The 22,694-nt window shown below is 68.6% G+C and carries 20 protein-coding genes and 2 pseudogenes; 9 read left to right on the plus strand and 13 right to left on the minus strand.

The genetic code is table 11. The features are described from left to right. Positions 1-127, plus strand: a pseudogene (locus tag I7S92_RS01985) (IS5/IS1182 family transposase); the annotation flags it as partial. Positions 128-330: 203 nt separating this feature from the next. Next, positions 331-495, plus strand: a pseudogene (locus I7S92_RS01990) (IS481 family transposase); the annotation flags it as partial. On the opposite strand, the gene I7S92_RS01995 reads toward I7S92_RS01990, so the two are convergent. Further along, positions 492-2,489, minus strand: a complete 1,998-nt coding sequence (locus tag I7S92_RS01995) for a hypothetical protein (protein ID WP_197641803.1) — start codon at positions 2,487-2,489, stop codon at positions 492-494. The pseudogene I7S92_RS01990 and the gene I7S92_RS01995 overlap by 4 nt on opposite strands. Before the next feature lie 559 nt (positions 2,490-3,048). Between I7S92_RS01995 and I7S92_RS02000 the strand changes: the two genes are divergently transcribed. After that, entirely contained in the window at positions 3,049-3,741 is a 693-nt protein-coding gene (locus tag I7S92_RS02000) for a sugar transferase (protein WP_197641804.1), read from the plus strand. Here the strand turns inward: I7S92_RS02000 and I7S92_RS02005 are convergent. The 3 genes from I7S92_RS02005 to I7S92_RS02015 form a co-directional block, all read right to left on the minus strand. Further along, entirely contained in the window at positions 3,704-3,943 is a 240-nt protein-coding gene (locus tag I7S92_RS02005; RefSeq protein WP_197641805.1) for a hypothetical protein, read from the minus strand. The genes I7S92_RS02000 and I7S92_RS02005 overlap by 38 nt on opposite strands. 186 nt (positions 3,944-4,129) lie before the next feature. Beyond that, complete coding sequence (locus tag I7S92_RS02010) at positions 4,130-4,354, minus strand: hypothetical protein (protein ID WP_197641806.1); 225 nt, start codon at positions 4,352-4,354, stop codon at positions 4,130-4,132. Between the two features lie 117 nt (positions 4,355-4,471). Next, entirely contained in the window at positions 4,472-5,962 is a 1,491-nt protein-coding gene (locus I7S92_RS02015; protein WP_197641807.1) for a hypothetical protein, read from the minus strand. 246 nt (positions 5,963-6,208) lie between these two features. Here I7S92_RS02015 and I7S92_RS02020 point away from each other — a divergent pair, with 246 nt between their 5' ends. Continuing rightward, complete coding sequence (locus I7S92_RS02020; protein ID WP_197641808.1) at positions 6,209-7,198, plus strand: glycosyltransferase family 2 protein; 990 nt, start codon at positions 6,209-6,211, stop codon at positions 7,196-7,198. Then, positions 7,195-8,154 carry a glycosyltransferase family 2 protein gene (locus tag I7S92_RS02025; protein ID WP_287865908.1) on the plus strand — a complete coding sequence of 320 codons (960 nt, stop codon included), beginning with the start codon at positions 7,195-7,197 and terminating at the stop codon, positions 8,152-8,154. Before I7S92_RS02020 ends, I7S92_RS02025 begins: the two co-directional genes overlap by 4 nt. Positions 8,155-8,156: 2 nt before the next feature. Here I7S92_RS02025 and I7S92_RS02030 read toward each other — a convergent pair whose 3' ends face one another. The 3 genes from I7S92_RS02030 to I7S92_RS02040 all read right to left on the minus strand — a co-directional run bounded on the left by I7S92_RS02030 (position 8,157) and on the right by I7S92_RS02040 (position 11,479). Continuing rightward, positions 8,157-9,521: an oligosaccharide flippase family protein gene (locus tag I7S92_RS02030; protein ID WP_354001293.1), complete on the minus strand. Its 1,365-nt coding sequence runs from the start codon at positions 9,519-9,521 to the stop codon at positions 8,157-8,159. Between the two features lie 204 nt (positions 9,522-9,725). Next, positions 9,726-10,631 (minus strand): hypothetical protein, encoded by a 906-nt coding sequence (locus tag I7S92_RS02035; protein ID WP_197641810.1) that lies wholly within the window; start codon positions 10,629-10,631, stop codon positions 9,726-9,728. A gap of 23 nt (positions 10,632-10,654) precedes the next feature. After that, a complete protein-coding gene (locus tag I7S92_RS02040) occupies positions 10,655-11,479 on the minus strand; it encodes a glycosyltransferase family 2 protein (protein WP_354001294.1) in 825 nt (274 codons plus the stop codon). 298 nt (positions 11,480-11,777) lie between these two features. Between I7S92_RS02040 and I7S92_RS02045 the strand changes: the two genes are divergently transcribed. Genes I7S92_RS02045 through I7S92_RS02055 form a run of 3 tightly spaced genes read left to right on the plus strand, consistent with a single transcriptional unit; the run spans position 11,778 to position 14,599 of the window. Continuing rightward, positions 11,778-12,887: a Gfo/Idh/MocA family protein gene (locus I7S92_RS02045; protein WP_197641812.1), complete on the plus strand. Its 1,110-nt coding sequence runs from the start codon at positions 11,778-11,780 to the stop codon at positions 12,885-12,887. A gap of 11 nt (positions 12,888-12,898) precedes the next feature. Next, positions 12,899-13,783: a hypothetical protein gene (locus I7S92_RS02050; RefSeq protein ID WP_197641813.1), complete on the plus strand. Its 885-nt coding sequence runs from the start codon at positions 12,899-12,901 to the stop codon at positions 13,781-13,783. Between the two features lie 3 nt (positions 13,784-13,786). Continuing rightward, the gene (locus I7S92_RS02055; RefSeq protein WP_197641814.1) at positions 13,787-14,599 is read left to right on the plus strand and encodes a WecB/TagA/CpsF family glycosyltransferase; all 813 of its coding nucleotides are present in this window, start codon (positions 13,787-13,789) and stop codon (positions 14,597-14,599) included. Positions 14,600-14,608: 9 nt separating this feature from the next. On the opposite strand, the gene I7S92_RS02060 is transcribed toward I7S92_RS02055, so the two are convergent. Genes I7S92_RS02060 through I7S92_RS02070 form a run of 3 tightly spaced genes read right to left on the minus strand, consistent with a single transcriptional unit; the run spans position 14,609 to position 17,765 of the window. Further along, positions 14,609-15,526: an NAD-dependent epimerase/dehydratase family protein gene (locus I7S92_RS02060; protein WP_197641815.1), complete on the minus strand. Its 918-nt coding sequence runs from the start codon at positions 15,524-15,526 to the stop codon at positions 14,609-14,611. Positions 15,527-15,537: 11 nt separating this feature from the next. Next, positions 15,538-16,518, minus strand: coding sequence for a polysaccharide deacetylase family protein (locus I7S92_RS02065; protein ID WP_197641816.1), 981 nt, complete (start codon positions 16,516-16,518; stop codon positions 15,538-15,540). Next, positions 16,515-17,765, minus strand: a complete 1,251-nt coding sequence (locus tag I7S92_RS02070; RefSeq protein ID WP_197641817.1) for a glycosyltransferase family 4 protein — start codon at positions 17,763-17,765, stop codon at positions 16,515-16,517. Before I7S92_RS02070 ends, I7S92_RS02065 begins: the two co-directional genes overlap by 4 nt. Positions 17,766-17,946: 181 nt before the next feature. Here I7S92_RS02070 and I7S92_RS02075 point away from each other — a divergent pair, with 181 nt between their 5' ends. After that, a complete protein-coding gene (locus I7S92_RS02075) occupies positions 17,947-19,140 on the plus strand; it encodes a glycosyltransferase (protein ID WP_197641818.1) in 1,194 nt (397 codons plus the stop codon). On the opposite strand, the gene I7S92_RS02080 is transcribed toward I7S92_RS02075, so the two are convergent. From I7S92_RS02080 to I7S92_RS02090, 3 genes are read right to left on the minus strand one after another with little or no spacing between them, the layout of a single operon-like run. Further along, positions 19,125-19,940, minus strand: coding sequence for a CpsD/CapB family tyrosine-protein kinase (locus I7S92_RS02080; protein WP_197641819.1), 816 nt, complete (start codon positions 19,938-19,940; stop codon positions 19,125-19,127). The two genes, I7S92_RS02075 and I7S92_RS02080, sit on opposite strands and share 16 nt — an antisense overlap. A gap of 5 nt (positions 19,941-19,945) precedes the next feature. Further along, on the minus strand, positions 19,946-21,508 hold the full coding sequence (locus tag I7S92_RS02085; RefSeq protein ID WP_197641820.1) for a GumC family protein: 1,563 nt from the start codon (positions 21,506-21,508) through the stop codon (positions 19,946-19,948). 2 nt (positions 21,509-21,510) lie between these two features. Next, a complete protein-coding gene (locus I7S92_RS02090) occupies positions 21,511-22,485 on the minus strand; it encodes an ExeA family protein (protein ID WP_197641821.1) in 975 nt (324 codons plus the stop codon). Between the last annotated feature and the right edge of the window lie 209 nt (positions 22,486-22,694).

A 22,694-nucleotide genomic window follows, 5' to 3' on the forward strand; every position in this document is an offset into this window, starting at 1 on the left:
CTTCAGCAAGCTCAAGCAGTTCCGAAAGATCGCAACCAGATACGAAAAAACCGCGACCAACTACCTGGCCGCCGTCCTTCTCGTCTGCTCAAGACTATGGACCCGCGCTTATGAGTCCGCAGCCTAGTGCCGGGGTTTCTGGGCACTATCAGGGCACTAGAAATTGGGTGGCTGTCAACGGACTTCGGTGGACGATAGTGGACGATTGCCTAATAAAATCGCGCAAAAACAGCTTGTTGTTTGATTTGTCTTTCTTGTAGCTGGATTATGGCGGGCGCCAGTAGACAATAGTTCGGCGGCTCCTGGGCCCGCCACTGTCGCCGTAAAGCGGTGCAGGCGCATCTCGCCGACGTCATCGCAGCCTACAACTTCGCCCGCAGGCTCAGGACCCTCCGCGGTCTCACTCCCCACGAATACATCTGCAAGGTCCGGACCTCGGAACCGGATCGATTCATCCTCAACCCGATCCGTCAGATGCCGGGACTGAACACCTAGTCCAGTCGCCGGGTCGCCCCGTCGCCGAACTCCAGGATCTCGACGCCCGCCAGGCGGGCCGAGCCAAGGGGCCCGGTCACGCGCCAGGCGTCGCCCTCGGGCGTGACCTCGTACTCCGCTTCCGGGCCGGGCAGGATATAGCGATCCTCGCCCGCGCCGCCGGAGATGCCGTCCGCGCCGGGGCTGGCGGGGAAGCTGTCGTTGCCGCCGCGGCCGGCCAGGAAATCCTCCTCGTCGGTGCCCTCCATCCGGTCGTCGCCTTCGGTGCCGGCCATGGTCACGCCCTGCAGATACTGCGGCCCGCCGCCCTCGCCCCACCAGGAGCCACCCTCCGCCTGGCGCGCAAGGACGAAATCCGCCCTTGCGGTATGGTCGCCGGGATAGGCCAGAAGGCCCCAGGAGCCCCAGCGCGACGGCACGCCCATCTCGACATATTGCATGAACGGCCCCTGGCCGATCCCGCGCCAGCCGTCCCAGAGCTGGGCGTAAAGCGCGCCCATCTCGGGGCTGCGCACGAAATCCGCGAGAAAGGCGCTTTGCCGTCCGGCCTCCTCCTCGGTCAGGCCCTCGACGGCGAAGCTGTGGTGGACGTGCTGGCCGCCTTCGTAGAGCACCAGCCGCAGACCGTGGCTTGCGGCCAGGTCGCGCTGCTGGCCAAGCCAGTCGAGGACGCCGGGGATCGAATCCTCGACCGCGCCGGCCTGGGAGATGCCCTGAAAGGCCCAGGACCAGGCGCTGGCCCCCATCGTCTCGGCGCGGGTGATCAGTTCGGGGCGCAGCGCGGGATCGCTGACCAGGCCGCCGCCGAAATAGCTGGTCGCGGCCAGTTCCTCGAAGACCTCGTCCGGCGGCACGAAGGCCTGGGGTTCGCGCGCGGCCCATTCCGGCGCGGTCACGAGAATGTCGCTGAGCCAGGGGTTTGCGGCCTGGGTGGCCAGGACATTGACCAGCCGGTCCCCGGCCGTGTCGCCGAAGACCTCTTGCCAGATCAGGGCCACCTCCGTCGCGCGCCGGGCGTGGAAGCTGAAAATCGCGGGCCAGTCTTCGGCGACCTCCTCGCCCCAGGTGGCAATGGCCTGGTCGCGCAGCCAGTGGAACTGGGTGAAGGCCGCATTCCAGGTCTCGTTGGAATATTCGACATGCGCCTTGAGCCGCGGATCGAGATGGTCGCGCACATAGGTCGCGAAGGCCCGGACATAGGCGTCGTCGGCGGCATGGGGCATGGTGAACCAGGGGTCGGCGCCGGCCTCGTTGGCCAGGCGCACCATCACCTCGACGGGCGCACCCCGTTCGGTCCAGCTGGCCTCGTCGGGCCGGGGGCGGGTCTCCCAGGTCAGGGCGGCAGCGCCGGAGTTGACCGAGATCCAGTCCGAAAACCGCAATTCGCGCCCGTCGGCGATGACCGCAAGCCAGTCGGGATCGAACATCGCCCCGGCGTCGAGGAGACCGGCCCTGTCCGCCCGGACGATCGACAGGGCGCGGACCGGATCGCCGGTATCGAGCGCGGTGATGTCCAGCCAGACCTCGGCCCCGGTCCTGTTCTCGAAGACGATCCGGCCGGGGCCCGCATTGACCACCCGCGCCGAGCCGCCAAGCTGGATCGTGCCATGCCCCTGATAGGTCAGGATATAAAGACCCTTGCGCCCCTCTGTCCCGTAGGTGTCGTCCCAGGCCCAGATCGTGCGGATCCCGGCCATTCCGGGGGGAATCCGCAGCGGATAGCCCTGTGGGTCGAGATAGCCGCCGGAGACCAGCGCCTCATGCGGCATGCTTTCCCATTCGTCGGGCGCGAAGGCGAAGAACGGCCGCATCAGGCGGGCGAGATCGAGAAAGGGCCTGGCGGTGCCCCAGTCGGTCAGCGCGTCCAGCCCCCAGGCCACGACCGGATCGGCAACGCCCCGCGCCTCGGCAAGAGCCGGGACCGGGGCAAGACCGAGGGCAGCCGAGACCAGAGCGCAGCCAGCAGAACTGCAGGCGATGCCGACGTGACGCATGGCGCTTCCACCTTTCATCGGACCCTTGCCGCAGGCTACTCCGCCAAGGGGATTCGGGTCCAGTCGGAGCTGAAATCCGGTTCCCCGGAGGGAACCGAATCGGTTTTGCGGAAGAATGCGATTCGTTCCGGGGGTTTGCCGCGGAGTCACCCCATCGGGATGGGGGTTAATGAAGGATTTACCGTTTCCGCAACACGGACAGTCGGGGCCACCGCCCGCCGGGCCGGACCCGTTGAAGAATATGGAGGAAATGTGTTCGGAATCCGGCAAATCGCGCGATTGCGGCGGTCCCGGCGAGGCGTCCGGCAAGCCGGCGGCGGGGCCAGCCAGCACAACCATAGGATGTAAGTCCCTAAAAAGAAACCATTTTTACGCGCGGTCCGGGCACAAGGTAGGATTCTCCTGATTGCCGGCCCGCCGATCCCGATGGTAGGGTCACATACGAAAGTCGGTCCCCTATATGTCCTTACGGCGGCTCCGCTTTGAAAAAAGATAATCGTTCGCGTTTTTTGGTCGTTCGGAGAGTTGGTGGAATAACACCGCGTGGGAGTGTCAGAAGATGAATGTGCCCAGACCCGGCAGAGAAGTTGATTTTGGACGTTCCGGCTCGGTTCACCACAGCCTGATCGGGGAGGCCTCCCCCGAGGGATTTTATCGCCGTTTCGGCAAGCGCCTGTTCGACATCTGCGTCGTCCTGCTGATGGTGCCCTTCGTCGTTCCGGTCCTTCTCGTCCTGATGCTGCTGGTCGCGCGGGATTTCCACTCGCCGCTCTATCGCCAGGACCGCGTGGGGCGCGGGGGGCGGGTCTTCACCTTCTGGAAACTGCGGACGATGGTGCCGGACGCCAAGTCGCATCTGGAAAGCTACCTGTCGCAGAACGAGGAGGCCCGCAACGAGTGGGAGGAATACCAGAAGCTGACCTGCGATCCGCGGGTCACGCCGATCGGGAACCTCCTGCGGAAAAGCTCGCTGGACGAGTTGCCGCAGCTGTGGAACGTGCTGAAGGGCGACATGAGCCTGGTCGGACCGCGCCCGATGATGCCCGAGCAGCGCCCGCTTTATCCGGGCCATGCCTATTACTCGCTGCTTCCGGGGGTGACGGGCCTGTGGCAGGTCTCGGACCGCAACGGCTCGACCTTCGCGCAACGGGCCGAGTTCGACGCGGCCTACGACATGGACGTCTCGCTGGCGACGGATGTGCGGGTGCTGTTCGCTACCGTGGGCGTTGTCCTGCGCGGAACCGGGAAGTGACGCGGGCCAGGAATTTGCGCTCGTCCCCCCGAGACCGGCGCCTGTCGCGGACCTCCAGCAGGGCAAGGCCCGCAAAGACCGCCAAGGCCCCGGTCAGCGGATAGGCAAGCAGCGCGATCCAGAGCGGGGCGGACAGCAGGAACAGCGTGACGGCCACACCCAGGGCTGCAACCATCGCGATCAGAAGTATTCCCAGGACCATCCGTCTTTTGCTCCCCTGAGCAGCCGTACCTCGGCGCCGCATGCGATGGGCCGATGGGTCGCTGGTATGGGACCAAATGCTACGTCAGTGCCAGAGGTTTCACATCACGCATCCGTGGGGCTTGGCGGGTCTCCGCCGAGCGGGGGGTGCCGGACGGCGGATGATGACCGGCCGGGCGGCGCCGCGCTAGTGGCGGACGGGGACGGGCTTGACCTGCGCCTCGGCATAGGTGGGAACGGCCGGACGATCCTGGCCTGCCACCGCGGCGATGGCGCCGCCGACCAGAAGCGCAAGCGCGCCGGACAGGGAGTAGAGCAGGAAGAGGACCCAGACTGGCAGCCCCAGCGCCATCCCCGCCATCACCGCAACCGTGGCCGAAACCAGTGCAAGGATCAGCATTCTGGCGAGCATTTTCCGGTATCCCCCGTGTTGTCTCGACCCCGTTTTGCAGAAATGTGTTACCGACTCGTGGCGAAAATGAGGCAGGAAACACCGCTATTGTGAAGTGCGTCGCGGGTTGCACATAAATCACAGGTTGCGCGCCCGACGGCCGGCTCCGCCGCCCGGGGCAGGCCTGTCGCGGCTGGCGGCGAGGTCCGTGACCAGGCCCCAGCTGCGCCGGGGCGGAGGCGCGGAGCGCGCCGCATCCCCTTCTGCGCGCGGCACATGCGCATGGCGCCCCAGAAGCGCCCCGCCGATCAGCCAGGTGACGGGCGTCAGCGTGGCATTGGACAACAGGTCCAAGAGGTTCGCCGCCATCATCAGCGCCAGTCCCGCGGTCGCCGGACTCAGCCCGAGTTTCCGGCCATCGCGCGCCAGCAGCAGGATCGGCAGCGTCAGCAACCCGAAGCTGGCGATATAGCCCAGCCAGCCGAAGCTGCCGATCGAGATGATCCAGGCCCCGTCGGTGACGCTGGTGCTCTGGCCGGATTCGGGATCGTGGATCAGCGGCCTGCCCCAGGTGCCCCAACCCGCCAGGGGCCGCAGCGCCGCACGTTCCATGAGCGCCTCTTCGTTCGCCACGCGGAATTCGAACGAGGCGGCCCGATCGCCGCTGATGCTCCGTGCAAGGGCAACCACCCGGTCCACCGGCACCACCTGTGTCGCGCGCAGCATCGGGTAAAGCAGCACCGATCCCGCGACGAGGGCCGCCAGAATGAGCTGCCCCCGCACGCCCAGGAGGAGGATCGCAGGCAGGAAGGCGAGGACGATGAGCACGGCGCCGAGGCTTTTGCACAGAACCAGGATCACCAGAAGGTAGATCGCCGCGAGCAGCCACTGGCCCGCGCGGGCGCCCTCGGCCAGCCGCTGCCGCCAGAGCGCAAGCGCGGCCAGGACCGACATCGCCACTAGGATCGCCAGCCACAGGCCATGGTGCAGGAAGACCACCGGCCGGAACCCGCCCGCCCGGATGTGCTGCAGGAATTCATGCGGGAAGAAGCCGTAGAGCATGTTGTTCAGCTGCGGGCTCATCCGCACCTCGAAGAGGATCGGCAGCGAATAGCAGAGCAGGGCCAGGGCCAGCATCTTCAGCAGCGCCACATGGCTTTCGGGCGAGGCGAAGAGACGTTGCGCCAGCAGGAAGGGCAAGACCGAGATCGCCAGGGCTCCGACGATCGAGCCCGCATCGTAGATCCGCAGGCCGGGAATGACGAACGAGCCGACGATGACCGGATCCGCATTGGTGAGCACCGTCAGGAGCGGCGAGGCCAGGAGCAGGACCAGAAGCGCGTTGGCAAGCCAGTGCCGCGGCGCCGGACCCGCCATCTCGCGGGCGCGCCTGCCAGTCCGCGCCGCCCCGACGCCCAGCAAGAGCATCAATCCCGCGCTGAGGACCGGCACCCCATCCTTGTCCACCACGGGCACGCCCGGCAGGTCCAGGCCCGCCTGCGTCGGCAGGAGCAGGTAGCCCGCGAGCATGGACCAGCCGAAGGCCTGGGCGGCGGGAAGCAGGCGAAAGAGGGCAAGGACCACGATCGGCCAGCCGAAAAGGACGACATAGGCAAGGGTGTTGGGCATCGTCTCACAGTCGGCGGGTCTGGTAGTTCCGTAGTCTCGCACCAAATCCCGGCCTGCGTCCACCCCGACCCTGCCCCACCCTCCCCAGCCGCGAATCCAGGCCATTGCGTTGCCGCAGCCTGGGATTGTTTCCGGGTCTGCGGGGGAAATCAGGAAGCGTTTGCAGGTACCTGCTTCCAGCGGCATGCTTCGCGGGTATCCGGTCCGGCGTGAGTCGGGGCTTCACCGGGGAAAGGGTATTTCGCGATGCCGACCGACGTCGCAGTCATCATTGTCAATTACGGCACGCCCCGGATGGCGATCGCGGCGGCGGACAGTGTCTTGCAGCGCGCGCCCGACGGGTTGTCGGTCGAGATCCATATCGTCGACAACGCCTCGCCGGGTGATGACCGCGAGGTCCTGTCCGAGGCGGCCATCCGCTGGGGCGACGGCGTCACGCTGCATCTCGAGGCGGTCAACCACGGCTTCGGTCGCGGCAACAACCTGGTGCTGCGCCAGCTGGCCGCCCGTCCCGCGCCGCCGGACAAGGTCTACCTGCTGAACCCGGACGCGCGTCTCGTCACCAATGCGGTGGCCGAACTGGCGGCCTTTCTGGACGCCCATCCCAGGGCCGGGGTGGCGGGCAGCGGCATCGTGGACGCGACGACGCTGAAGCCCGTGGTCTGCGCCTTCCGCTTTCCCGGCCTGGTCTCCGAGTTCAGCACCGCGCTGAATGTAGGCCCGCTCTACCGAATGCTGAAACGCTGGCAGGTGGCCTTTCCGCCGGGCATTCCGCGGCAGGAGGTCGACTGGGTCTCGGGCGCGTCGATGATGGCGCGGCTTTCGGCGCTGGCCGAGGTGGGATTCTTCGACCCCGACTACTTCCTGTACTACGAGGAGGTGGACCTGATGCACAGGATGAAGCGGCGCGGCTGGGAGGTCTGGCACCTGCCCGAGGCCAAGGTCGCCCATATCGCCGGTGCGGCCACCGGCGTCACCAGCGCCAATCCCGAACGCCGGCCCCTGCCCGGCTACTGGTTCGACAGCTGGCGCTTCTACTTCGAGAAGACGCATGGCCGGGCCGGCGCCCGTGTCGCGGCCCTGGGGCGCTGGATCGGGACGGTGCTGGGCGATCTGCAATGCAGACTGCGGCGCAAGCCGGTGCAGAACCCGCAGAACTTTGCCGCGGATTTCCGCCAGCGGGTGCTGCGGCCGCTGTTCGGCGCGGCTCCGCCCAGCCGCCCGTTGACCAGGTGACTGCGCCCCCGAAGGTCGCCGCCGTCCTGATCGGACGCAACGAGGGCGCGCGGCTGCTGGCGGCGCTGGCCTCGATCCCCGGCGATGTGGCGCCGGTGGTCTATGTCGATTCCGGCTCGACCGACGGATCGGTCGCGGCGGCCGAGGCGGCGGGGGCGCGGGTGGTCCGGCTGGACCTGTCGCGCCCCTTCACCGCGGCCCGTGCCCGGAACGAGGGTTTTGCCGCGCTGGGGGCCGACGTGCCGGATTACGTGCAGTTCATGGATGGCGACTGCACGCTGGACCCCGGCTGGATCGGCGTCGCGCGCAGCTTTCTTGACGGCCATCTGCAGGTCGCGGTGGCCTGCGGGCGGCGGCGCGAGCGGTTTCCCGAGGCCTCGGTCTACAACCGGCTTTGCGATGCCGAATGGAACACGCCTCCGGGCCGGACCCGCGCCTGTGGCGGCGATGCCTTGATGCGCAGCGCGGCCTTCGCGGCGGCGGGCGGGTACGATCCCGGCCTGATCGCGGGCGAGGAGCCCGAGCTTTGCGTGCGCTTGCGCGCCGCAGGCTGGGAGATCTGGCGGCTGGATGCCGAGATGACGCGGCATGACGCCGCAATGACCCGCTTCGCGCAATGGTGGCGGCGGACACGCCGGGCCGGCTATGCCTTTGCCGAGGGTGCCGCGCGGCATGGCGCCCCGCCCGAGCGGCATTTCCGGCGCGAGACCCGGAGTGCGTTGGCCTGGGGGCTGGGCCTGCCGGCGGTGACCCTCTTGGGCGCGGCGCTGGTCAGCCCCTGGGCGCTCGTTCTGCTGCTGGCCTGGCCTGCGCAATTTCTGCGGCTGGCGCCCCGGCTGGGCCCGACGCGGGCGGCCTTCCTGATCCTGGGCAAACTACCCGAGGCCCTGGGCGCCGTGGAATACTGGTGGGGCCGCGTGACCCGCACCCGGCGCGGGCTGATCGAATACAAGTAGGGTCAGCCCACCAGGGCCAGGATCGCGGCCCAGTTCCACCACAGAGCCAGCGCCATGCAGACCGCCCCGAGAACGGCGAAGGCCAGGTCGTGCAGCGGATCCCAGGCTCCGTGCCACGCCACCAGCCAGACCAGCGCCGGATAGGCTGCGACCAGTGCGAGGAACTGGCCGACCAGCGCCCAGAAAAGCCCGCCCGCCTGCACCCCGAGAAGAAGTCCGGCCCCGACCAGCGTCGCCTTCAGCGCCGTGACGATGAAGAATTTCTGCGAATCCCCCGCCGCCAGCGCGGCATGGTCATAGGTCAGGCCTATGATCACCGGGACCTGGATGCAGGCGACCAGCACCACGACCGCACCCGCATCTTGGTAGCGCGCATCGTAGAGCAATCCGACCAGCCAGGGGCCAAGCAGGGCCGCAAGCGTCGTCATCGCGATCAGTCCGCCGCTGACCAGGACCCGCATCCGGCGCAGCTTCAGGAAATTGTCGCGCGACTGGCCGGGGGGGCGTTCGCGGTAGATCGGGATGAGCATCCGCACGATCGCGACGCCGCCCAGCATGGCCGGGAAGCTGCCCAGGAAGAAGCCGATGTTGTAGATGCCGAAGGCATCCAGCGGCAGGAACTTGCCCAGAACGAGCTTGTCGCCCTGGGCCAGGAAGAAACCGAAGATCGAGCTGACGAAGATCCACTTGCCGAAATGCACCAACTCGCGGACGGCGGGCCCCTCCCAGCGCAGACGGTTGCGCTGGCCCGGCAGATAGAGCGCCGCCAGCAGCACCTGCAGCGCCGCCCCCGCCAGGCTGCCCAGCACCAGCGCCCAGACCGAGCGCAGCCAGGCCGCAAGGGCGACCATCACCACCAGCGACAGGACCTGCGCCGCCAGATCCAGAAGCATCAGCCGCCCCAGCCGCAGATGCCGGCTCGCGGTATCGCGCCGGGTCGGCATCAGGCCCAGGACCAGGAACTGCACCGAAGCCAAAGCCAGCATCCCGGCCAGAAGCGGCTCTTCATAGAAGGAGGCGACGGGCCGGGCCAGCGCGCAGCAGGCAAGGAACAGCAGGAGACCGCGCAGGATCTGCAGCGTCCAGGCCGTGTCCAGGAAGTCGGGCTCGTCGCCGCGCGGGCTGCGGGCGATGGCCGGTCCGGTGCCGAGGTCAGAGAACATCGACAGGCCGACCAGGAAGACGGTGACCAGCGCCATCAGGCCGAAGGCCTCGGGGAACAGAAGCCGGGTGAGGATGAGGTTCGACAACAGCCGCAAGAGCTGCGACAGGCCGAAGCTGCCGACCGACAGAACCGCTCCGCGCAGGACCTTGGCCGTGAGGCTGGCGCCGCTGAAGAGGCCGCTGATCCGCACGCCCGGGGTCACGCCGCGCCCGTCACGGTTCCGGCGCAGCGGGCAGAGGGCTTGGGCAACGCGTCATACTCGCCAGGGCTGCGCATTCTCACCGCGTTCATCGCAGGACCCCGCCCCGCACGGCGGTCCGATCGCCGGCACGATACGCCTGCGCCGCGCTTGGCCGCAAGGCCCCGGCGGCCGGCGAGGGCGGCAGCCCTGCGGATCGCCTGACGCTCATCCGGCCGGAACGCCGCTGCGGTGGTAGGTTCGGGCGACCTCCCAGGCGATCCGCTTGAAATAGCGGGCCTGTTCGCGGCTGAGCGTGTCGCCGGGAACGGCCAGCCGGTCGGGCAGTTCGGCCGGATCGCGCTGGTAGATGACCGCATAGACAAGGCAGGTGACCGCATAGCGTCCCAGGTCGTTCAGGTGGATGTCGTCCTCGAAGACATCCTCGATCGAGGCAAGGCCGGGGGCCGCGCCCGCTGCGATGTCGTCGTAAAGCCGCAGCATCATGCGATGGCCGGGGATCATGTAGACCGGCGGCATCCCCTGCGGGCGGTTGGCGTTGGCATCGTCCTGCATCCGTTCCCAGCGCGCGCCGTCCTGCTCCAGCCGCTCGCGGAAGGGAATCCCTGCCTGGTCCTGGCCGGGGCCGGGGTCCTGCAGCCCGGTCCAGGTCGAATAGAGCATGACCTCTGCGCCCCTGCCGCCATTGCCGCGCGTCCAGGCATGATCGACCCAGAGGCCCAGGTAATGCAGCGTGTCGTCGCGGAAATAGTCCTCGTTCGTCGTCAGCGGCACCGCCTCGGTGATCACCAGAAGCTCGAACTCGTCGATGTTCAGCCGGGCGTCGGGATAGTCGGTGGCATGATCCCAGCGCCAGCGCATCGGCGAGCCGGGGATGGTGCGGGCGTGGATCGTCTCGTAGGGGTTCGTTCCCGGCCGGGTTGCCGTGGCCAGGATCAACCGCCCTGGCCAGGGATGGGCGCCGTAGGTATCCGTGAGGCTGTGCCCGCTGTGGATCTGCCGCACCGTGAGCGGGCTGGCCTTTCGCGGCGGCAGGTCCTGCGCAACGGCCAGTCCCGTCAGGAGGAGAAGTCCCGCCAGCGCCTTGCCGGCCTGGATGAGATAGCTGTTCATTCGCGTTCCTCCCTTTGCCGACATCATCGCCCCCGCGTCCAGTCCCCGGAATGGCGCTGCAGGCGCACGGCGACATGGACGGCGAGATAGGCCGCCAGACCCAGCGGATCCGAAAGCGCAAGCCTGGCGAGAAGGGCCGGCGTCACCGGAGCCTTGCCCTCATTCGCAAGCAGGCGCGGAAAGCGATCGGCAATCTGCGCCACCCCCGCATCCTGCCTGCGCCGGACCCGGACCAGTCTCGCAAAACCCTCGACCATGGGCCAGTGGTAGCTCACCGGCACCTCGTGACGCTCGTCGGGGCGAAACTGCAGCCGCGCGAAGGTATCGTCCGAGATGATCTCCGGCCAGTCACCCCAGCGCGACCGTCCCGGCCGGTTCAGCGCGAACAGGCCGGCCCCGACCGCACCCGACCGCACGAAGGGCAGGCGCGCCCAGATCCGGGCATAGGCTCGGGTGAAGCGGCTTTTTGCGGGCGCGATGGCGAGACGGCCGGTGGCATAGCGCGGAACCGGGGTGTCCAGCGCCTCGGCCAGCGCGGCAAGGAGGCCCTGGTCGCAGGTCACATCGGCGTCGAGATAGGCCAGCGCGCCGCCGCTCGCTGCGGTTTCGCCCGCCGCAAGGGCGCCAAGCTTGCCGCCTTGCTCCAGTTCCAGCACGACCAGCCGCCAGCCGCGCGCGGCGAAGGCGGGCGCAGAGGACCGGGCGCGACCCGCCGTGTCGTCGGTGCAGCCATTGGCCACCACGATCACCTCGACCGGGCCGGTCGCCGGTTCCGCCTGCCCCGCCAGCGCCGCCAGGCAGGGGCCGATCCAGGCCCCCTCGTTGCGCGCGGCGATCAGGACGGTCAACGCCGGAACAGGGGGAGTCATCAGCGGTCCTGGCAGAAGGATTTGCCCTGCGAGCATATGCCCGGCCGGTCGAAAGGCAAGCGGGCCGGGCAAAGCGGAAACAATGCGCAAGATGGCGGGAGGCGACGCGGAAGAAAGGCGACAATGGCCGCGGCGCGACCGGAATCGCTTCAGACCGGCGGGATCCCGTGCTAGCGTCGGGCCGAATTGAGCCATGAGTCCATATATTTGGCGCAGGGCCCGGGGATGCGACGGCCGCCTGTCCCTGGCAGCGATCCTGCGCCGGACAGGAGTGATGATGAGCCGGAAGATCAAGGTCGGCCTGGCCGGCCTCGGCAAGATGGGGCTGTCGCATTTTGCCCTGGTGAACGCCCATCCCGATACCGAGACGGTGGCCTGCGACGCGACCGGAATGCTGGTCGACATGCTGTCGCGCAATATCTCGAACCGGCTTTACCGCGATTACGACCGGATGCTGGCGAAAGAGCAGCTGGACGCGGTGGTGATCAGCACGCCATCGCGGCTGCATGGCGGCATGGTGCGCGCCGCACTGGATCGCGGGATCCATGTCTTCTGCGAGAAACCCTTCTGCCTGGACTGGCGCGAATCCGAGGCGCTGGCCGATCTGGCCGAGGCCCGGGGGCTGGTGGGCCAGGTCGGCTATCACTACCGCCATGTGGGCGCCATGCGCGAGATGAAGCGGGTCGTCGAGGCCGGGGCACTGGGCCGGATCACCCATGTCCTGGCCGAAGCCTATGGCCCGGTCGTCCTGCGCCCGAAAAAGCAGACCTGGCGCAGCCGCAAGTCCGAGGGCGGCGGCTGCCTATACGACTATGCCGCCCACCCCCTCAATCTGCTCAACTGGCTGTTCGGCGCGCCCGAGCGCGTGTCGGGCAGCGTGCTGGGCAGCGTCTTCTCGGACGAGATCGACGACGAGGTCTTCGCCACCCTCTCCTTCCCCGGCGGCACGACCGCGCAGCTTTCGGTCAACTGGAGCGACGAGAGCCACCGCAAGATGTCGACGAAGCTGTCGCTGATCGGGACGAACGGGCGGATCAACGTCGACCGGCAGGAATGTCAGGTCTACCTGCGCGCGCCGGTCGCGGGCCTGCCGGGTTATGGCAAGGGCTGGACGGTGCGCTACACCACCGAGCTGACCGAGGACCCCTGGTTCTACCTGCGGGGCGAGGAATATTCGCACCAGATCGACGATTTCGTCCGCGCGGTCCGCGACGGGGCCGGGCGTGCCGGGGAAAACGACTTCCGCTCGGCCGCGTTGACCGACCGGACCATCGCGATGATCCTGGCCGATGCCGCCGGCGAGACGGCCGCCGCCCCGGCTGCCCTTCCGCAGCCCCCGGCCGCGCGCCGCGGGCTGGGCTGGTTCATGCGCGGGCGGGAAGGCTGAGGAGGATGGGAATGGACAGGCTGCTTTTCGGCGACAACCAGTTCTTCGGCATCAACCACATGTCCGAGGAAAAGGCCCGCGCCCAGGCCATGCGTTTCCAGGATACGGACGCGATCATGGCGGTCCTCGATGCGGCCTATGACGCGGGCATCCGCACCTTCATGTGCACCACCCACGACCGCATCGCCGAGGTCTGCGACCGGGTCCGGGCCAATCCTGCCCGCTATGCCGATTTCCAATTCTATCCCTGCATGCCCTATGCCCACAAATACGCCAATGCGGTGACCGAGCACGGGATGTTCGGCGCGCTGAGCCAGTTCATGCCGGAAGAGGGCCTGTTCCGCACCGCACTGCGCGGCGGGGCGGCGCTGGCGGCGAAGGATGTCGAGGGCATCGCGAAGCTGCTGATCGACGTCGAGATGAAGATGTTCGCCGGGCTGAAGACTCCGGTGGTGCTGATCCAGAACGTCTTCACCGACCTCCTTCTCGGCATGGGCTACACCCGCGCCTTCCGGGTCTTCCACGACCATGTGCGCGACCGCTACGGCGCCGAGGCCGGGTTCATCACCATGAACCTGCCGATGCTGCACCGGGCGCTCGAGGCCGAGGGGATCGAGAATCCGATCATCTGCAGCAATATCAACAAGATCGGTTTCCGCATGTGCGGCGGGCCCGAGCTGTATGCCGAGGTGCTGCGCAGTGGGCGGGTCCGGGCCATCGCCATGTCGGTCCTCGCCTCGGGCGCGATCCCGGCCGAGGAAGCGATCGAATGGGTCGCGAACCTTCCCGGCGTTCAGTCGATCGTCTTCGGCGCCTCCGGCCGGGGCAATATCCTGAACACCCGCGACCTGGTGGCCCGCCACTTCCCGGCCGCGCCCGAGCCGGCGGAGGCCTGAGCCATGGACAGCCGCATGAATACCGACCTGCCCCTCACCGCCTCGCCCGTGCCCGCCCGGAAGCTGCGCCGGGTGCCGGTGCTGAACGCCTTCGTCCACGACGTGACGATGGACGACGTGCTTGGCCTGCGCGAGGGGCTGTTGCTGACCCTGCATGTCGACATGCTGATGAAGCTGCAGAAGGACCGTGAGTTCCACGACATCCTCGACCAGTTCGACATGGTGACCTGCGACAGCCAGATCCTGTATTTCGCGCTGAAGTTCCTGGGCACCCCGGTGCGCGAGCGGGTGTCGGGCTCGGACTATTTCCCGCTGTTCTACACCCGCTACCGCGACGATCCTTCGGTGACGGTGTTCCTGATGGGCGGCAAGCTGGGCATCGCGGACATCGCCGCGCGCAACATCAACGCTAAGGCCGGGCGCGACTTCGTGGTGGGCACCTCGGCGCCCCCCTTCGACTTCGACCGCGACCCGGCCGAGATCGACCGGATGATCGAGGCGGTGAACGCCTCGGGGGCGACGGTGCTGCTGGTCGGCCTCGGCGGCGGTAGGCAGGAGAAGTTCATCATCCGCTACCGCGACCGCTTTCCCAACGTGCGCCTGTTCCTGCCCCTGGGCGGGACGATCGACTATGAGGCCGGCACCTTCCGCCGCCCCCCGGCCTGGGTCACCAATGCGGGGCTGGAATGGCTCTACCGCCTGGTGAAGGAACCGCGGCAGCGCTGGCATCGCTATGTCGTGCACGAGCCCCCGGTGATCCCGCTTCTGATCCGGCAGAAACTGGGACGCTACCGGGACCCGTTCGGCAAGGATTAACCACCCGCCTCAGCGACCGTCGCGCAGGCGTGAAAGCCCCTCGTCGAGGCGCATCCCTGCGCTGACGCCTAGCGCGGCCTCGGCGCGGGCGGGGTCGCCGAGGGAATGGCGGATGTCGCCCAGGCGTGGGGCGGCATGCAGGATCTCGGGCGTGCGGCCATGCAGCCGGGCCAGGGTTCCGACCAGATCCAAGAGGGTCGTCGGGCGGCCGGTGCAGACGTTGAACACCTGGCCCGCCAGCCCCGGCGCGCGCTCCATCGCCGCCAGAAGGAAGCGGATCACGTCCTCGACGAAGACGAAGTCGCGCGTCTGCTGCCCGTCGCCGAAGATCGTCACCGGCAGGCCGCGCGCCAGCCGGTCGTGGAAGATCGAGATCACCCCGGAATAGGCCGAGGCCGGGTCCTGCCGGGGTCCGTAGATGTTGAACGGCCGCAGACCCACGGTGGGTACGCCATGCACGCTCCAGGCAATCCGGCCATGCAGTTCCGAGCCGTACTTGTCCGCGCCATAGGCGGTCAGGGGCCGGGCCGCGCGGCCCTCGTCGACCCGGCCCTCGCCCGCATCGCCATAGATCGCGGCCGAGGAGATGTAGACGACGGGAAGCCGCCCGGCGCGGGCCGCGGTCTCGAGCAGGATCACCGTGCCGGTCTGGTTGGTCAGGTGCCCGGCATGCCAGTTCTCGTTGCACCAGGCGACCGAGGCCGCACCCGCCAGGTGGTAGACGCCGGCGCAGCCCCGGATCGCCTGGGCCACCGCCTCGGGATCGGCGACGTCGCCCTCGACCAAGCGGGCCCCCGGCGGCAGGTTCTCGCGCTTGCCGGAGGACAGGTTGTCCAGCACCACCACGCGGTCCCCACCGGCGATCAGCGCCTCGGCCAGATGCGAGCCGACGAAGCCGCAGCCGCCGGTGACCAGATACTCCGCCATCGCACCCTCTCTCAGATTCCGACCAGACGCAGGGCAAGCCGTGCGGCATCGTCGTAACGCCCGACCGGCACCCGTGGCAAGGCATGCAAGTCCGCCCCCGCCCGCCACAGCCCGCCATCCAGCGCCGTCGATGTGAGGAACCCCACCTCTGCCGCGGCACGTCCCAGCGCCGCATTGCGGTTGCCGTTCGGCCAGGCGAGATGCGCGATCTCCTGCCCGGTCCAGTCCTGCAGCAACCGGCGCGACCGGCGCAGGCTTTCGGACGCCTCGGCCAGGGAGATCTGGTCCAGGAGGTTGTGGCAATGGCTATGCGCGCCGATGGTCACCCAGGGGCTTGCGGCCAGCGCGGCAAGCTCCTCCCGCGTCAGGGGGGCGAGCGGCGGGCGCCCGGCGGGCAGCGGATGGTCGGCCAGGATCCGGTCGGCCAGATCCTCGCGCCGGTGGCGATCCACGCGTTTCAGCGTCTCGAGCAGGCCGCCCAGCACCGCCCAGCGCCCCGCCCCCGGCGCGGCCGGAAGCCGCCAGTGCCCGAGGCCCGGCAGATCGACCTCATGCGCGCCCGACCCGAGCGCGCCCATGACCCGGTCGAACCAGTAGGGCCGCCCGGTCTCGATCTGGCCGGTGGCGACATAGATCGTGACCGGCAGGCAGAGCGCGTCCAACAGCGGCAGGAGGTGATGGAACAGGCCCGCCTCGCCATCGTCGAAGGTCAGCACCGCGCGCGGCCGCCCGGCCCGGCTCCGGCCCGGTCCGGCCGCCAATGCCGCGTCGAGGGTGACGATCTCGTAATGGCGCGCCAGCCAGGCGACCTGGGTGCGGAAGTCGGACAGCCGCAGCACGGTCCAGGCATCCGGCCCGCCCCGGTCGGGCCCCAGCGTGTGGTAGCACAGGACACTGACCGGATCCTCGCGCAAGGCGCGGGCGCGCAGCATCGCCTGCACCGGCGCGAGGCCGAGCGCCGCGCGCAGCGTCCGCTTCACGCCGGCCTTCACGCCCCGTCTCCGGCGAAAAGTCGGCGCAGGCGGGCAGCCTCGGTATCGGCAAGATGCTGTTCGCGCACCCGCGCGATCCCGATGCGGCCCATCTCCTCCAGACGTGCGGCCGGGGTATCCAGCGCCTCGGCCAGGGTGCGGGCCAGGCCCTCCGTGTCGCCCGCCGGGACCAGCCAGCCGGTCCGGCCGTTCTCGATCAGCTCCGGGATCCCCGCGATATAGGTCGAGACCGCCGGGCGGCCCTGGGCAAGCGATTCCATCAGGACCACCGGCAGCCCCTCCATCAGGCTGGGCTGGACGATGATCGTGGCCGCGCCGATCAGGCGGCGCACCTCGTCACTGCCGATCCAGCCGGTGATCCGCACCCGATCCTGCAGGCCGCTTTCGCGGATCCGACCCTCGATCAGGGCGCGCAACTCGCCGTCCCCCGCCAGGACCAGCCGCAGGTCGGGCCGGTCCAGCGCGGCGAAAGCCTCCAGCAGGACCAGATGGCCCTTCTCGGCGCTGAGCCGGCCGATGCAAAGGAGTGTCGGCCGGTCCGGCGGGGGCGGCGGCGCGCTGGCGAAGAAGCCCTCGTCCAGGCCGCAATGCACCAGGGCCAGCTTCGGCCAGTCCTGCGGCGGCAGCCAGCGCATCAGCTGCCCGCGGATATAATGCGACACCGTGACCACGAAACGCGCCGCCGCGACCTTGCGCGGCAGCGACCAGCCCAGGACATTGTCGATTTCGTCCGCGCCGTGCACGGTAAAGCTGTAGGGCGGCCCGCCCAGAAGGCGGGTCAGATAGGCGATATCGGTGGAGTTGGTGCCGAAATGCGCATGCAGATGGGTGGCCGCCGACTTCTCCAGCCAGAGGCTCAGCCGACAGGCGAAGGCGAACCAGACCAGATGGTGCGGCAGCGAGCGGACCGAATGGCGCGACATCGCCACCGCAGCCGCCAGCGCCCGGAAGGCCGCGCCGGGGCGTCGGAGGCAGGTCCGCACCACCGGGGCAAGCAGCGCCCGAAGCCCGCCCTGCAACAGATAGCGCGTGCGGGCGCGCTCGGCCTCGTCCGTGGGATCCGCCACTTCGGCATCCCAGCCCCGGATCGAGAAGCGCAGGACAGTCACCCCCTGCCGCTCCAGCGCAAGGATCTCGCGCCGGATGAAGGTGTGGCTGACCTTGGGATACTGGTTCACCAGATAGGCGACTGTCCCTCCGGCGGGCGGCATGTCGGTGGCCGGTCTCGCCCTGAAATGCGCTTCCATCTGAAACTCCTGCACAATCATCTGCATCTTTGATCCGGCCCCGCGACAGTCAATCCGGGATTTCTGGAAATTCTGTGGCACAATCGCCTTAACCATCGGACCTTGCTGCACAACCCGCGAGGACCACCTTCCCAACCGACCGGCAAGTGTGCAGCATTGCGCATCTTTGAAAGGGAACACCATGACCAGGCTTCTGGTGATCTCGCCTGCGCCGGTGATCGTCAGGGAAACCACCGTGATCCTTGACGTCAAGTTCGCCGAAGGCATGGCGGCACAGGCCACGGCCTGGGACGGCCCGCTGGACAACCTCCTGTGGGAGGGGGCCGGACAGATCGCCTTTCCGGTCGAGGTCGAGCGTGCCGCGCTGCCTTGGGGACTTTCCACCCTGCCGCAAGGCGCGCCGCTGCCGCACGGGACGGGGCGCGACCATGATCTGGTCGTCGCCTCGGCCGACATGTCCGGGACGCTGGCGCTGGCCGGCCCCGGACGGACGCCGGTGGTCTATACCATCGAATACACCCACCGCACCCGGCTGGACATCCTGGCGCTGGAAAGCGGGATCGCCCCCCTGCGCCGCCTGCGCCGCCGCCTCTGGCTCGAGCATCAGGAACGCCGGCGCCGGGCCGCCTTCCGCGCCGCCGCCGCGCTGCAGGCGAACGGCTATCCCGCGCAGCTGGCCTATGGCGGACTGACCACCGACCTGCATCTCTATCTCGACAACCGGATGACCTCCGACCGTTTCGTGCAAGAGGACGAACAGCGCGCCCGGCTGGAGCGGCTGGGAGGCGACGGGCCCCTGCGGCTGGTCCATTCCGGGCGGCTGGACCCGATGAAGGGCGCGCAGGACCTGGTGCCGCTGGCCGCGGCGCTGGCCGAACGGGGCCTGCGGTTCGAGTTCGACATCTTCGGCGACGGTTCCCTGCGGGACGGGATCCAACGCGGGATCGCCGCACGCGGCCTTGGCGACCGGGTACGCCTGCATGGCAACGTCGACTTCGCCTCGGTGCTGGTCCCCTGGCAACGCCGCAATGCCGACCTTTTCGTCAGTTGCCACCGGCAGGGCGATCCCTCCTGCACCTATATCGAGAGCATGGGCTGCGGCCTTCCCATTGCCGGTTACGCCAACGAGATGTGGGGCCCGCTTTGCCGCGAAAGCCGCGCGGGCTGGGCCGAGCCCCTGGGCAATGTCGCCGCACTCGCCGCGCGGATCGCAGGTACGCCCCGGGCCGGGATCGCGCAGGCCTCCGGCGCGGCGGCCGATTTCGCGCGGCGGCATGATTTCGACACCGTCTTCCATGGCCGGATGGAGCATCTGGCCCGTGTCGCAGCACGTCTGGGCCGGGCGAAGGACGCGCAGCTTCAGTATTCGTCGTAGCCATAGCCTTCCGTGCGGTCCAGGAACCGGCACTTGTTCAGCACCACGCCCAGCACCTTGGTGTATTCCGCCAGTTCCCGCCCCGCACGGTCGATCTCGGCCACGGTGCTTTCCTCGGCGGCGGCGATCAGAAGCGCGCAGTCGACCTGGTCCATGAAGGCCAGCGTGTCGTCTATGACCAGGACCGGGGGCAGGTCGAACAGGATCACATCCGGCTTGAAGCGCGCCTCGATCGCGTCGATCGCCGCTGCGGCCTGGGCCGAGGACAGAAGCTCGGCCGGGTTGGCGACCGGGTCGGCATTCGCGCCCACGGCAAGGTTCGCCGAGAGCCGCAGCAGACCATTCTCGGGGTCTTCCCGGCCCGACAGGACATCGGCAAGCCGGGGCTTTCCCTGCAGCCCGAGCATCCGCACGATTGCCGGGCGGCGCAGGTCCATCTCCAGCACCAGGATGCGCAGCTCGGACTGGCGCGCCAGGCTGAAGGCCAGGTTGAGGCCCACGGTCGTCTTGCCGCAGCCGCTGCTGGGAGAGGTGATCGCCACCCGTTTCCAGCTCTGCTCGCGCAGATGCTTCATCAGGTTGGTGCGCATCAGGTCGAAGGGCGTGGCCCCGGTGCCGGGATGGTGCGAGATGATCCGCGAGGCCTCGAGCCTGGCTGGATCAAGGCGCACCTCGCGGAGTGCCGTCCAGACCGCCTCCCGCCCCGGATCGGCTGCGGGTTTCGGCTGTCCGGCCTCGGTCGGGGCTCTGCCCTGCCGGGTGGCGCGGGCCTTGGCGATGGCTTGCTGGATGCGTTCCACGGATCTTATCCCAGGGTTCCGGGCCGCAGACGCTCGGCCCATGAGGTCAGGCCGACCTTCTCGGCGGCGATGGCGAGAAGCTCGCTCAGCGGGATCAGATAGAGATCCACCAGATAGAGGGCGAGCGGCAGGCCCAGCAGGATCACGGCGATGCCGGCGCCGATCCGCATCCGTTCCTGCACGGCATCGGCCCGGGTCTCCATGTAGGGGACCGTCCCGAAGGGCTTGATGTCCAGCGCCGCGACCAGTTCGGCCGGGCGCCGCACCGTCGCGTTCAGCAGCTCCAGAAGGAAGACCAGCGCCCCGGCCAGCACGACCCCCGCGCCGAAGCCCGCGGCCGCGATCAGCTTGCGGTTCGGGGCCGCAGGGCCGGACGGCGCGGCGGCATTCTCCAGCACGGTGATCCGCTGGCCGCGGGCAGTCTCCTCGATCCGGTCGCCCATCCGCGCATCGGCCAGGCTTTGCGTCGCCTGGTCATATTGCAGGCGCAGGTTGTCATAGTCGCTGCGCAACTGGCCCAGCACGATGGCATTGGCCGGGGTCGCGTCGATCGAGGCGGCGATCTCGGCCAGTTCATGCTCCAGAAGGGCCTTCTGCTCGGCCAGAAAGGCGATCTGGCCGTCGATATCGGCGACCTGCAGGTCGAAGGCGCTCATCTTGTCCGCGCCGGTGCCTCCGCCCAGCTGTTGACGGACGGCCTCCTCCAGGGCCTCGACCTGAACCTGCAGGGCGCGCACCCGCGGATTCTCGGGCGAGAACAGGACCAGCGCCGAAGCCAGTTCCTGGCGCAGCTGCTCAAGCCGCGCCTGCTCCGGGGTCAGGGTGCCCAGCGACGGCCCGATCCGCCCGGTGCGGTCATAGACCTCGGCCAGCCGCTGCCGCCGGTCGCGCAACCCGGCAAGCTCGCGGTCGACTTGCAGCAGACGCTCCTGCTGTGCGGACTGGCGGGTGCGGCGGTATTCCAGGCTTTCGGGCAGCGCAGCACGGTTCTGCGACTCGAATTCCAGGATGCGGGCGTTCTGTTGCGCCATCTCCTCGCTCAGCCGTTTCACCTCCTGCTGGAAGAAGTCCAGCGTCCCGCCCGAGGCCGCGGTCCGCATCTCCACGTTCTGCTCGAGGATCTGGGCGACCAGGGCCTGCGTCACTTCCGCCGAATCCTCGGGGTTCGCCGCGTCGAACGAGACGGTCACCAGCCCGGTGCTCTGCTGGAACGGCGGCATCTCGATGCGGATCCGCCGGCGCATGTCCTCGACCATGACGTCGGCCGGCATGGCGGAGGACTCGGCGTAGATCCCGAAACGCTGCGCCAGATCCAGCAGGTTCTCGCGCGTGAGCAGATGCTGCTGGATCGCGCCCAGGATCTCCTCGGCCGAGGAGCGCACGGTCGAGGCGGCGAGTTCGTCGGGGATCTGCGGGCTTTCCGCCAGAAGCCGCGCCTCGGCGCGATAGACCGGCGGCAGCGAGAAGGCCACGACGATCCCCGCCCCGGTTGCCGCGACGATGATCGCCAGGACCTGCGGCAGACGCCGGAGCAAAAGCGAAAACTGGAAGCGAATATCAAATCCCATCGTCACGGATCACCCTCAATGCCTTGAAGATCTACGGCGAAGAAAGTGCCGTCGTCCAGAACCTGCCGGACATGCGCCTCGGTCACCCGCTTGCGCCCGCAGGAGAATGCATAGACCATCGCCAGGTCGCAAAGCTGGTTGACCAGCCGCGGCACCCCGCCCGTCACCTGATGCACCAGGGTCACGGCCGCCTCGTCGAAGATCCGCCGCTTCATCCCGACAATCCGCAGCCGGTGGTCGATATAGCCGCGCACGGTGGCCCGGTCCATCATGCCCAGATGAAAGCTCGACGCGACGCGCTGCGCGAACTGGCGCATGTCGGGGCGATGCACGATCTCGCGCAGCTCGGGCTGGCCGACCAGGATCAGCTGCAGAAGCACGTCCTTGCCCGAGTTGATGTTGGTGAACATCCGCAACTCCTCCAGCGCCTTGCGGCCAAGGTTCTGCGCCTCGTCGAAGATCAGCGCGACCCGGCGGCCGGCGGCATATTCGGCGATCAGCAGGTCCTGGAAGCGCGAGAAGAGGTCGACATAGGTCTCGTCGGGGCCCGCGGGCTCGCCCAGCGACAGGAGCACCCAACGCAGAAGCTCGGCCCGCGAGCCGTTCGGGTTCGACACCAGGCCGACCCGCACCCCATCGTCCAGCGAGCGCAGGAGATGGTGCAGAAGCGTCGTCTTGCCCGAGCCGACCTCGCCGGTGATCAGCGTGATCGGCGCCTGGGTCATGAGGCCGTATTCCAGCATCGCATAGGCCCGGCGGTGGGCGGGGGTCCAGAACAGCGCATCGGGGTCCGGCGCCAGCGCGAAGGGCCGCGCGGTCAGGCCGAAATGCTGGTCATAGACGCCGGGCGTCCCGGCCTTGGCGGGGGGCGGCGCGGCCGGCGGCGGGGCGGGCTGGGGATCGGGCGCGCGCGTCTCGGCCCGGAGGGCGACTTCGCCATCCCGCCCTTGCGCGCCAGAAGATTTTCTCCGCCACATCGTCACGCCCATACCGGCCCGCCACCCCGGCCCATCACCGTCCTGCGACAGGAAAACGGCGGTTATGTGTCCGCCGCGACCGCGTCCCTGCCCCATTCCGGGCGACCTTGCCCGGCAGATCGGCCGGAGTCGAGAGCGGATCCGGGCGCCCCTCGCCCCCTGGTTGCGCACCCCGGAATTCCCGCATCTTCCGGTCGTTCCACCGGGTC

The organism is Tabrizicola soli, from assembly GCF_015999335.1.
In the GTDB taxonomy this organism is placed as follows: Bacteria; Pseudomonadota; Alphaproteobacteria; order Rhodobacterales; family Rhodobacteraceae; genus Tabrizicola; species Tabrizicola soli.

What these genes read in the sequence shown, in the direction of transcription:
- I7S92_RS02055 (WP_197641814.1), top strand. Translation starts at nt 13,787, where the DNA reads ATGGACAGCCGCATGAATACCGACCTGCCCCTCACCGCCTCGCCCGTG.
- I7S92_RS02015 (WP_197641807.1), bottom strand. Translation starts at nt 5,962, where the DNA reads ATGCCCAACACCCTTGCCTATGTCGTCCTTTTCGGCTGGCCGATCGTG.
- I7S92_RS02000 (WP_197641804.1), top strand. Translation starts at nt 3,049, where the DNA reads ATGAATGTGCCCAGACCCGGCAGAGAAGTTGATTTTGGACGTTCCGGC.
- I7S92_RS02020 (WP_197641808.1), top strand. Translation starts at nt 6,209, where the DNA reads ATGCCGACCGACGTCGCAGTCATCATTGTCAATTACGGCACGCCCCGG.
- I7S92_RS02035 (WP_197641810.1), bottom strand. Translation starts at nt 10,631, where the DNA reads ATGAACAGCTATCTCATCCAGGCCGGCAAGGCGCTGGCGGGACTTCTC.
- I7S92_RS02050 (WP_197641813.1), top strand. Translation starts at nt 12,899, where the DNA reads ATGGACAGGCTGCTTTTCGGCGACAACCAGTTCTTCGGCATCAACCAC.
- I7S92_RS02010 (WP_197641806.1), bottom strand. Translation starts at nt 4,354, where the DNA reads ATGCTCGCCAGAATGCTGATCCTTGCACTGGTTTCGGCCACGGTTGCG.
- I7S92_RS02085 (WP_197641820.1), bottom strand. Translation starts at nt 21,508, where the DNA reads ATGGGATTTGATATTCGCTTCCAGTTTTCGCTTTTGCTCCGGCGTCTG.
- I7S92_RS02045 (WP_197641812.1), top strand. Translation starts at nt 11,778, where the DNA reads ATGAGCCGGAAGATCAAGGTCGGCCTGGCCGGCCTCGGCAAGATGGGG.
- I7S92_RS02075 (WP_197641818.1), top strand. Translation starts at nt 17,947, where the DNA reads ATGACCAGGCTTCTGGTGATCTCGCCTGCGCCGGTGATCGTCAGGGAA.
- I7S92_RS02070 (WP_197641817.1), bottom strand. Translation starts at nt 17,765, where the DNA reads ATGGAAGCGCATTTCAGGGCGAGACCGGCCACCGACATGCCGCCCGCC.
- I7S92_RS02090 (WP_197641821.1), bottom strand. Translation starts at nt 22,485, where the DNA reads ATGTGGCGGAGAAAATCTTCTGGCGCGCAAGGGCGGGATGGCGAAGTC.
- I7S92_RS01995 (WP_197641803.1), bottom strand. Translation starts at nt 2,489, where the DNA reads ATGCGTCACGTCGGCATCGCCTGCAGTTCTGCTGGCTGCGCTCTGGTC.
- I7S92_RS02060 (WP_197641815.1), bottom strand. Translation starts at nt 15,526, where the DNA reads ATGGCGGAGTATCTGGTCACCGGCGGCTGCGGCTTCGTCGGCTCGCAT.
- I7S92_RS02005 (WP_197641805.1), bottom strand. Translation starts at nt 3,943, where the DNA reads ATGGTCCTGGGAATACTTCTGATCGCGATGGTTGCAGCCCTGGGTGTG.